General features: G+C 69.0%; 8 protein-coding genes. 1 reads left to right on the top strand and 7 read right to left on the bottom strand.

The features are described 5' to 3' along the window. Nucleotides 1-33 precede the first annotated feature (33 nt). Nucleotides 34-1,620 carry a phosphoglycerate dehydrogenase gene (gene serA, locus NZ585_14685; protein ID MCS7081279.1) on the bottom strand — a complete coding sequence of 529 codons (1,587 nt, stop codon included), beginning with the start codon at nt 1,618-1,620 and terminating at the stop codon, nt 34-36. A gap of 5 nt (nt 1,621-1,625) precedes the next feature. Beyond that, nucleotides 1,626-2,819 (bottom strand): phosphoserine transaminase, encoded by a 1,194-nt coding sequence (locus NZ585_14690; GenBank protein ID MCS7081280.1) that lies wholly within the window; start codon nt 2,817-2,819, stop codon nt 1,626-1,628. Between the two features lie 932 nt (nt 2,820-3,751). Here NZ585_14690 and NZ585_14695 point away from each other — a divergent pair. Beyond that, nucleotides 3,752-4,594: a hypothetical protein gene (locus NZ585_14695; GenBank protein MCS7081281.1), complete on the top strand. Its 843-nt coding sequence runs from the start codon at nt 3,752-3,754 to the stop codon at nt 4,592-4,594. 90 nt (nt 4,595-4,684) lie between these two features. Here NZ585_14695 and thiD read toward each other — a convergent pair whose 3' ends face one another. The 5 genes from thiD to NZ585_14720 form a co-directional block, all read right to left on the bottom strand. Beyond that, nucleotides 4,685-5,506 (bottom strand): bifunctional hydroxymethylpyrimidine kinase/phosphomethylpyrimidine kinase, encoded by an 822-nt coding sequence (gene thiD / locus NZ585_14700; protein ID MCS7081282.1) that lies wholly within the window; start codon nt 5,504-5,506, stop codon nt 4,685-4,687. After that, entirely contained in the window at nt 5,506-6,882 is a 1,377-nt protein-coding gene (gene glmM, locus NZ585_14705; GenBank protein MCS7081283.1) for a phosphoglucosamine mutase, read from the bottom strand. The genes thiD and glmM overlap by 1 nt, the downstream gene beginning before the upstream one ends. Nucleotides 6,883-7,108: 226 nt before the next feature. Further along, nucleotides 7,109-9,052, bottom strand: coding sequence for an ATP-dependent zinc metalloprotease FtsH (gene ftsH, locus NZ585_14710; protein ID MCS7081284.1), 1,944 nt, complete (start codon nt 9,050-9,052; stop codon nt 7,109-7,111). A 60-nt stretch (nt 9,053-9,112) separates the two neighbouring features. Then, on the bottom strand, nt 9,113-10,339 hold the full coding sequence (gene tilS / locus NZ585_14715; protein MCS7081285.1) for a tRNA lysidine(34) synthetase TilS: 1,227 nt from the start codon (nt 10,337-10,339) through the stop codon (nt 9,113-9,115). Between the two features lie 62 nt (nt 10,340-10,401). Next, on the bottom strand, nt 10,402-10,776 hold a 375-nt coding region (locus tag NZ585_14720; protein ID MCS7081286.1), incomplete at its 5' end, for a tetratricopeptide repeat protein.

Genomic DNA, 10,776 nt, shown 5'->3' on the forward strand with positions numbered 1-10,776 from the left:
CCCTGATATCGGCGCCCCCACAGCTCGACGTCCCTAGAACGACAGCGGGGTCGCCTGTTTCACCAGTGGCAAAGCGCGCACGCGGTCCAGAACCTGCGCCGGGACCGGCTCGTCGACGGAGACGAGACAGATCGCATCGCCCCCTGGCGCGTTGCGGCCGAGATGCATGGTCGCGATGTTTACCCCAGCTTCGGCAAGGGTGGTGCCGAAGCGGCCGATGAACCCCGGCTTGTCCTCATTCGTCACGTACAGCATGTGGCGCGAGAAATCGGCCTCCACAGGTATCCCCTTGATCTCGACCAGCCGGGGCCGAGAGCCTGCGATGAGCGTGCCGGCGACTGTGCGGGTGTCGCGATCCGTCGTCACCGCGATGCGGATCAGCGTCTGATACTCGGAAGGCCGGTCGTGCACGGTCTCGGTGATGTCGATGCCGCGCTCACGCGCCATCACCGGCGCGTTGACCATGTTCACCCCCTCCATGAGCGGCCCGAGCAGGCCAGCAAGTGCGGCCGCGGTGAGCGGAGTGTGGTTCAGAGTCGCGGCATGGCCCTCGTACTCGATCGCGACCGAGCGGAACCCGCCGTCACGCGCCACCGACAGTTGGCCGGCGAAGGCACCGAGCAGGCGCGCAAGCTCCATATACGGCTTCAGCCGTGGCGCATCATCGGCCGAAACGGAGGGCATGTTGATCGCGTTCGTCACTGCTCCCGTCAGCAGGAAGTCGCTCATCTGCTCGGCGATCTGCAGGGCGACGTTTTCCTGCGCCTCCATGGTCGAGGCGCCGAGATGCGGCGTGCAGACGACGTTCTCCAGCCGGAACAAGGGGCTCTCTGTCGCGGGTTCGGTCTCGAACACGTCGAGCGCGGCGCCCGCCACGTGCCCGGAGACGAGCGCGTCGTAGAGATCCTTCTCCACGATCAGCCCCCCACGGGCGCAGTTGATGATGCGCACGCCGGGCTTCATCTGCGCAATGGCGCGAGCGTCGATGATGTGTCGCGTGCCTTCCGTCAGCGGCGTGTGCAGCGTGATGAAGTCGGCCCGCGCGAACAGATCGTGCAAATCGACCTTCTCCACACCCAGCGCGACCGCTCGCGCCTCCGACAGGAACGGGTCGTAGGCGATCACCCTCATCTTCAGCCCGAGCGCACGGTCGGCGACGATGGAGCCGATGTTGCCGCAACCGATGATGCCAAGCGTCTTGCCGTAGAGCTCGACGCCCATGAAACGGTTTTTCTCCCATTTGCCCGCCTTGGTCGAGGCGGAGGCCTCGGGAATTTGGCGGGCGAGGGCGAACATGAGGGCGATCGCATGCTCGGCGGTGGTGATGGCATTGCCGTGCGGCGTGTTCATCACCACCACGCCGCGGGCGGTGGCGGACTTAACGTCGACATTGTCGACACCGATGCCGGCTCGGCCTACCACCTTCAGATTCCTTGCCGCAGCCAGAAGCTCCGCCGTCACCTTTGTCGATGAGCGGACGGCAAGCCCATCGTAGTCAGCGATGATGGCGCGGAGCTCCGCGGGCGACAGGCCGGTCTTGACGTCGACCTCGATGCCCCGTGCCCGGAAGATCTCAACCGCGGCCGGGGACAGCTTGTCGGAGATCAGCACCTTCGGCATCGGCGTCACGCCCCGGCAGGAACGGTCACGAAACGCTGCGCGACCGTATCCGCTGCCCAATCGAGCCAAGGCAGCACAGCCTCGATGTCGGCCGTCTCCACCGTCGCCCCGCCCCAGAGCCTCAGCCCGGGCGGCGCGTCGCGATAGCCGCCAACATCCAGGGCCACCCCTTCAGACTCCAGCAGTGCGGCGATCGCCTTCGCCGCCTCGCTCTTCTTCTCGGCCGGAAGCGCGGTGAACCACGGTGCGACGATGGAGAGGCAAATCGAGGTCGAGGAGCGCGTGCGCGGATCCTCGGCGAGGAAGGCGTAGTTCGGCGTCTTCTCAACCCAGCGCGCGACCGCGGCAAGATTGGCCTCGGACCGTCGGATGAGCCCGGAAAGCCCCCCGATCGACTCAGCCCAAGCAAGCCCGTCCAACGCATCTTCCACGCAGAGCATGGAAGGGGTGTTGATGGTCTCGCCCTTGAAGATACCCTCGATCAGCTTGCCGCCGGAAACCAAGCGGAAGATCTTCGGCAGCGGCCAAGCAGGCTTGTGCGAGAGGAGCCGTTCCACCGCACGGGGCGACAGCGCCAGCATGCCGTGCGCCGCCTCACCGCCGAGCACCTTCTGCCATGACCAGGTGACGACATCGAGCCGGTCGTAGGGAAGCTCCATCGCGAACACAGCCGAGGTGGCATCGCAGATCGCAAGCCCCGCCCGGTCGGGCGCGATCCACGAGCCGTCGGGAATGCGCACCCCCGAGGTCGTGCCGTTCCAGCAGAAGACGACATCGTGCGACCAGTCGACAGCGGTCAGGTCAGGCAGCTTGCCGTAAGGAGCCGTGAGAATGCGGTGCTCAACCTTGAGCTGCTTCACGACATCGGTGGCCCAGGCTTCGCCGAACGATTCAAAGGCGATCACGTCGACGGGCCGAGGGCCGAGCAAGGTCCACATCGCCATCTCGATCGCACCCGTGTCGGAGGCGGGAACGATGCCGAGACGCCAATCCTCGGGCAGGCCGAGAAGCCGTTTCGAGCGCAAAATAACCTCGGCGAGGCGGGCTTTCGGCTCCTTCGCCCGGTGTGACCGGCCAAGCAGCGCGCCCTCGAGCGCGGCGAGCGACCAGCCCGGTCGCTTGGCGGTGGGCCCGGAGGAAAAGCGCGGGTTGTTGGGACGGACGGTTGGCCGCGCGGGCGGCGAGGCGGTGTGCGCCATGGCGAGCTCCCTTGCAGAAGCAATGCGCCCCGGTGGGGGGGCGTGACCCGCCTCGGCCTATAGCCCCGATGCTGCGTCGCGACAAGGCGGCAGCGCCTGTCTGACCCGACGGTTCGCACGACACGGTTATCTTTCACCCTTCCTGGCGGCCGGCACCCGTCTCGCTTCCGAAAGCGAGCGTCTCAAAGCGCCGCGCCGGCTTGCCAGCCTCGACACCCCGCACGAGCGGTAACCGGACATGCTCGTCCGCCTTACCTGGAAAGCGACGGTGTGCCGAACGCCGCGTTCTCCCTGATCGGATCCGAACGGCAAAGGTGCAAGGCCGCCGATGGCGTGCCAGTTCCCGGGCTGCCAAGGCACGGCGCCCTGCACGTAGGCCGTCCTCGTCCCAGGGAAACCGCACGCGTTGGAGGGTGCCGGGACCAACCCTCGCTTCGCCGCGGCCGACGCGGTCCGCGGCCCGGTCGAGATCGCCGATGCCTTGCGCGCGGCGCTAATCCTCGGCGGGCATGAGCCGTTCAGCCTAGCTTGGCAGAAGGCCGCGCATGCGGCCACGGGCGCATGGACCTCTCGCCAAACTTTCAATCGCTTGTCATTCGCTTGCCGCGGCCGAACCGCAAGTGGATGACGCTGGGCGAATTCATCCCGATCGCGCAATCGCGCGGCCCGATCGCCCCGCTCGCCCCTGGGCGCTGCGCACCGCCCCCGTCGAGGCGGCACGACCGCGGCAGGGTTGCCGGCGAAGGGCCGGTGGGGGCGGGCATCGACGACATGCAGGGGAAGGCGTGTCACCGACATCATCCTGCCCGGTTGGTGAACGTCTTGCAGGACGAACGACACGATGTCATGATGATCCTCGTTCCGGTTGCGCGGGGGCGCGGTCGGCACTGACAGGGGAGCTGACCAGGCGTTCGATATCCCGCGCGCTCGTCTTGGGCGCTGCACTCATCCTCGCACCGGCGGCGGCGCAGGCGAATGTGCTGCTGAACGGCAGCCTGGAAACGACCATCATCACCGAACGCGGCACGTCGGGATACCCATCTCCGGCACCCTCGGAGACGCCGAACTTCAACCAAGTCATCGGGTTCCCGCACTGGGCCGTGTCGGCCCACAACCGAGCGGGCGGCATCGAAGGGTCTACCTGCCCGCCCGCCTTCGGCTTCGGCTGCATCGGCAAGGGGAACTGGGTCGCAACCGTGAACAGCAGCTTGCCACCCGGCGCCCTGCCCACCCCCGTGGCGATGTACCAGACGGTCGACCTGCAGGCGGGTGCGTATCGTTTCGGTGGCGATTTCGCGATGAGCATCTTCGCCGTTGCGGTCGGCGACATCGAGACCGAAGCGTTGCTGCGCATCTATGCGGGCGGGATCACCTTCAGCAGCGGCGTGCCCACCGGCGCCAGCGGCAGCCTGCTCGCCTCGATCGACCTCTCGCCCGGGCGGTTCGACCCCAACGATTTCTTCATCACGGGCGAGGGCCTGTCCCCGCTCGGACAGTCACGACAGTTCCAGACCTTCCAGGAGGTGTTCCTGCTGGAGAGCGACTCCCTCGTGACGATGCAGATCGTGGTCCTGCCAAAGCGCACGAGGACTGTGACTACGCCGCCCTACGACACGGGCTCAGCCGGCCTCATCCAGGCGACAAACTTGACCCTCTGGGCCGACAACCTGTTCATCGAGCGCACCCGCCTCGAAGCGGTGCCGGCGCCCGGCGCGCTCGCCGTGTTCGCGGTCGCCCTCGCCGGGCTGGTGGCGGTGCGGCGGCGCGCGACCTAGAGCAGATCGCACACGGCCGGACTGAGCCGTGGGCGCGACGATGCTCTCTGCCGAAGATCGGCGCGGGTTCGGCGCGTACGAAATGCGCCTTTATGTGCGAGACAGCGCCGCCAGCCGCGCAGGATCCACCGTCACCGCGTGATTGAGCGGCCCATGCCCCTGGCCGTAGCCGGGGGCCGAGGCGAGGGCGAGGGCGACGTAGTGACGGGCGCGGATGACGGCCTCGCGCAGAGCCAAACCCTGGGCGAGACCGGCGGCGATGGCGGAAGCGAGCGTGCAGCCGGTGCCGTGCGTGTGACGGGTGGCGATGCGTGGGCCCGAGAGGGCTTCCATCCCCTCTGCCGTCACGAGGAGGTCGGTCACCCGCTCGCCCGGCAGATGCCCGCCCTTCATCAGCACCGCCCGGCAGCCGAGCGAAAGCAGGCGCTCGGCGACCCGCTTCATGTCGTCGAGGGAGAGGATGGCGGAACCGGCCAGAACTTCCGCCTCCGGAACGTTGGGGGTGATGATCGTGGCGCGGGGAATCATCAGGCGCATCAGGGCCGAGACAGCGTTCTCCTCGAGCAGACGATGCCCGCCTTTCGCCACCATCACCGGATCGACCACCACGGGCACCGGCGGATCGAGGGCGGCGATCTCCTCCGCCACCGCCTCGATCACCGGCACGTCGTGCAGCATGCCGGTCTTCACGGCATCGACGCCGAGGTCGGAGACGACGACGTCGATCTGTTCGCGGATGAAGCCCGGTGGCACGGGCAGTACGTTGGCCACGCCCTGCGTGTTCTGCGCCGTGAGGGCGGTGACGGCGGTCATGGCGAAGGCGCCGAGGCAGGTGACTGCCTTGATGTCGGCCTGGATCCCCGCCCCGCCCCCTGAGTCGGAGCCGGCGACGATCAGCACCCTGCCCTTCATCACGCCGCCACCTCGGCGACGACGGAATTGATCGCTTCCGCCACGAACTCGACCACCTCCGAAACGAGACTGTCATCGACCGCCTCGGCCATGACGCGCACCACCGGTTCCGTGCCCGACCGGCGGATCAGCAGGCGCCCCCGCCCGGCGAGCCGTCCCTCGGCCTCGGCGATCGCGGCCGCAATGCGCGGGTGGGAGAGATCGAGCCGCCCGTCATGGCGGACGTTGCGCAGGCGTTGCGGCAGGGGTTCGAACTGGCGGCACACCTCGGAGGCGGGCCTTCCCGTCTCGACGACGACGGCCAGCACCTGCAGGGCGGCGATCAGACCGTCACCCGTGGTCGCGTAGTCGGTCAGGATCATGTGGCCGGACTGCTCCCCGCCGACATTCATGCCCTTCTCGCGCATGCGTTCGGCGACGTAACGGTCGCCCACCGCCGTGCGCTCGAGCACGAGCCCCCGGTCGGCGAGGAAGCGCTCGAGCCCCATGTTGCTCATCACCGTCGCCGCCACCCCGCCCCCGGTGAGCCGGCCGGTGCGCGACCATGCATCGGCGATCAGGGCGAGGATCTGGTCGCCGTCGATCACCCGGCCTGTCTCGTCGGCCAGGATCAGGCGGTCGGCATCACCGTCGAGGGCGAGGCCGAGATCCGCACCGTGCGCCACCACCTCGCTCTTCATGTGTTCGGGGACGGTGGAGCCGCAGCCCCGGTTGATGTTCACGCCATCGGGGGCGACGCCGAGCGGGATCACCTCCGCGCCGAGTTCGGCAAGCACGAGGGGGGCGACGCGGTAGGCAGCGCCGTTCGCGCAATCGATGACAATGCGCAGCCCATCGAGGCGAAGGTTGCGGGGAAAGGACGATTTCGCCGCCTCGATGTAGCGGCCGCGCGCATCCTCGAGCCGCACCGCGCGGCCGAACTCGCCCGGAGCGGCAAGGTGACTCTCCAGTGCTGCGTCATCCATGAGCCGTTCGATTTCGGCCTCCATCGCGTCCGAAAGCTTCCAGCCGTCCGGACCGAACAGTTTGATGCCGTTGTCCTCGAACGGATTGTGCGAGGCCGAGATCATCACCCCGAGATCGGCCCGCATGGAGCGCGTGAGCCAAGCGATCGCCGGCGTGGGCAAAGGACCCACGAAGTTCACATCCATGCCGACCGAGATGAAGCCGGCGGCGAGCGCGTTCTCGATCATGTAGCCGGAGAGGCGCGTGTCCTTGCCGATGACGACGCGCGGCCGGTGCCCGGCCGTGGTGCGCCGGAACAACGCCCCGGCGGCCTGCCCCAGGCGGAGCGCGGTTTCCGCCTGCATCGGCGGGGCGTTGGCCCGGCCACGGACCCCGTCGGTTCCGAACAGACGACGACGATCGGACGCCATCGGCGAAGGCTCCAGCTGCCCCGAGGAGAGGCGCGCCGGACGGCGGACCGGCCGTCCCGACACGCCCTGTGATGGGTATCACCCCGAGCTTGACGGTCGCTTTATCCCCGCTCCGCCGCGTCCCGCCAAGGGCTGCGCTTGCTCCGCCAGCCGTGGGCGCCACCCGCCCCGGCACCGCGGATGGAACGTCGGCCGACCGGGGAGGCGGCGAACCTGGGCGTAAACGTCAGACGTTCGGCTGCGGCTGAGGCCCGAAGCCGCCGGCGGGCGCGGCGCCCGTCTTCGGCACGCGCCCCGAGGTCGGCACCGAGGAGCGGCGCTGGTCGGACTGCGGCTGCTCCTCCGCCTGCTTGCGGATGATCGGCTCGCCAGCCAGCAGCGCCTTGATCTCTTCCCCCGACAGCGTCTCGTACTCGAGCAGGCCCTGGGCGAGCCGATCGAGGTCGGCGCGGCGTTCCGTGAGGATCCGCTTCGCCGTGGCATAGGCCTCGTCGATGATGCGGCGGATCTCGCGGTCGATCTCCTGCGCGGTCGCCTCCGACACGTTCTTCGTCTGCGTGATGGCGTGGCCGAGAAACACCTCCTGGGTGTTGTCGGCATAGGCGACCATGCCGAGCTTCTCGCTCATGCCCCACTCGGTGACCATCCGGCGGACCTGCTCGGTCGCCATCTTGATGTCGCCGGCCGCACCGTTGGACACGCGGTCGGGGCCGAACACGATCTCCTCCGCCGCGCGACCGCCCATCGCCATCGCGAGCTCTTGGAGAAGCTTGGACTTGTGCTTGGAGTAGCGATCGCCCTCCGGCAGCGACATGACCAAGCCCAGCGCACGGCCACGCGGAATGATCGTCGCCTTGTGCACCGGATCGCACTCGGGAAGCGACATCGCAACGAGAGCGTGACCGGCCTCGTGGTAGGCGGTCATGCGCTTCTCCTCCTCGCTCATCACGAGGGACTTGCGCTCCACCCCCATCAGGACCTTGTCCTTGGCGGCCTCGAACTCGGCCATGCCGACCACCCGCTTGCCGAGCCGGGCGGCGAGCAAGGCGGCCTCGTTCACCAGATTGGCGAGGTCGGCGCCGGAGAAGCCGGGCGTGCCGCGGGCGAGCACCTTCGGATCGACGTCGGCGGCAAGCGGAACTTTCCGCATATGCACGCGGAGGATCTTCTCGCGCCCGTTCACGTCAGGGTTCGGCACCACCACCTGGCGGTCGAACCGGCCCGGCCGAAGCAGCGCGGGGTCGAGGACATCGGGGCGGTTGGTGGCGGCGATCAGGATCACGCCCTCGTTCGACTCGAAGCCGTCCATCTCGACGAGCAGCTGGTTCAGGGTCTGCTCGCGTTCGTCGTTGCCCCCGCCCAGACCCGCGCCGCGATGCCGCCCCACGGCGTCGATCTCGTCAATAAAGATGATGCAGGGGGCGTTCTTCTTGCCCTGTTCGAACATGTCGCGCACGCGCGACGCGCCCACACCGACGAACATCTCGACGAAGTCGGACCCCGAGATGGTGAAGAACGGCACGTTCGCCTCGCCGGCGATGGAGCGGGCAAGCAATGTCTTGCCAGTGCCGGGCGGCCCGACCAGCAGCACGCCCTTCGGGATCCGCCCGCCAAGACGCTGGAACTTCTGCGGATCGCGCAGGAAGTCGACGATTTCCTGGAGTTCGGCCTTCGCCTCGTCAATGCCGGCGACGTCGTCGAAGGTCACGCGCCCGTGTTTCTCGGTGAGCAACTTGGCGCGCGATTTGCCGAAACCCATCGCACGCCCACCCCCCGACTGCATCTGGCGCATGAAGAAAATCCACACGCCGATGAGGAGAAGCATGGGGAACCAGGAGAGGAGGTAGTGGAAGATCGGGTTGACCTCGCTCTCCTCCGGCCGGGCAACCACCCGTACGCCGCGCTCGGTGAGCTTCTGGATGGTCACGGTGCCGGCATCCGGCGGCAGGTAGGTGGTGAACATCCGCCCATCCAGCAGTTGGCCGGTGACCACCCGGCCCTGGATCGTGACGTCGCGCACCTGCCCCTTGCCGACCTCGTTGAGGAAGTCGGAGTAGGCGATTTGGCTCGCGTAGTGGCGCGGCGAGGAGGGCTGAAACAGGTTGAACAGCGCCACCAGCAGAAGCGCGATGATGACCCAAAGGGCGAGGTTCCGTCCGAAGTTGCTCACGCGGCGATCATCCTCGATCTGTGTCGGCGCGAACCGCCGGCCCACTCAACATGGGTCTCGTCACCAAGCTTCCAATGGCCCCGGGCTCCCCTCGCCGGGCCAAAGCTCGACAAGCGGCACCTGGGGGCGAAACCGGGCCTGCGGCACCGGCAGCCGGCCTGGGGAATGATACAGCATCGGCGGCACCGCAACCAGCACGCCGCCATGCCGGATCGCCGGCAAGGTGGCCAGGACCAGGGCGGAAACATCGCGTGCCGGAGCGTGGGTGCGACGGAGCAGCGCCGCCTCCGCTGCGCCCAACGGCCCTACGGTGCAGCCCGGCATGGCGGTGACGCGCCAGCGCCCGTCCCACAGCACCGGCGACGCGCCCGCCATCTCGACCTCGGCCGCGACGGCCGCCGGCTCCCGCGCCACGAGCCATGTGGGGCCGCGGCGGGCGAGGAGGCAACCGGCAGCCGTGCCGCCCCGCCCTTCCGCCATGCGCTGCAGAAGGGGATCGAGTCGCTCCTGGCGCACGGGATGTTGATGGCCGCCGATGCAGCGCAACAGCGCGGCGAGCGCCGCCCGCCGAAGCGCTTCATCCCAGGCCGCGAAAGAAGCGGCGTCGAGGTGGGCGAAGCCTAACGGGAAGAGGGTGATGGCCTGCGCGAGCGCCTGCGCAAGGCGTGCCTCGGCTTCGCCGCGGCGGCGGGAGGCGGCCGCCGCGACCTGCGCGGCAGCCCGCATCCCAACCCCTTGGCCGTCGCCGTCGCGCAAGGCGGCGCGCAACACCGCCCGCGTCGTCCGCCCCGTGTTGGACGGGTCCTCGATCCACGGCTGGCCGATGCCGCGCAGAAAGGCCTTCAGAACCACCGGCGGCTCGCCGAGCAGCGGCCTCAGCAGGCGCACGGGGCCGAGCGCCCGGACGACCGGCATCCCCGCGAGCCCCCCCTCGCCCGAACGCCGCGCGAGCCGCAGCAGCACCGTCTCCGCCTGATCGAGGGCATGGTGACCAAGCAGGAGATGAAGCGCCCCCGCCGCAACCGCCGCCTCGGCCAGGCCATGAAGGCGGGCGCGGCGCAACGCCTCGGCGTTCGTCGCAACGCCCGCCAGCGTGATCATCCGCGCCTCGATGCGCCACGCCGCGAGCCAGGCGGCGGCGAGCCGCGCCTCCAGAGCGGCGGCCGCGCGCACGCCATGATCGACAACGAGACCGATCGCCCGCCCTCCCCTTGCCCGTGCCCAACGCTCGGCCAACAGGGCAAGGGCGAGACTGTCCGGCCCGCCCGAGACGGCGACCGCGAGCAACGGCGCGGGCTCGAACGGCCCGAGCCGCTCCAGTGCGGCGGCGAAGCGGGTCGCGAGATCGGTCAGCAGCGCAGCCGAGACCGCTCCCGGGTCAGCGCCTCGCGGATGTCCGCCCGCATGTCGGTGGCGAAATCCGAGGCGAGCTGGCGGAACACCTCGCACGCACTGTCGCGCTCGTTGATGGCGGCGAGCGAGCGGCCGAGCCCAAGCAGGACGTCCTGGCGCTTCGCCCGATCGGTGACCCGCGAGCGCGCGTCGTCATAGGCGAGAGCCGCTTGGGTGAACTCCCGCCGGCCATAGAGCGCTTCGGCGCGGATGAAGTACGCCTCGCCGACGCGGGGGTCGCGCGGATAGGTGGCGATGAAGGCCTGCGCCTCGCGCTCAGCCGTCGCCCAATCCTGCCGGCGCAACGCCTCCTGGGCGGCGCGCAGGATCTG

It is taken from the genome of Chloracidobacterium sp., assembly GCA_025057975.1.
Taxonomy (GTDB): Bacteria; Acidobacteriota; Blastocatellia; order Chloracidobacteriales; family Chloracidobacteriaceae; genus Chloracidobacterium.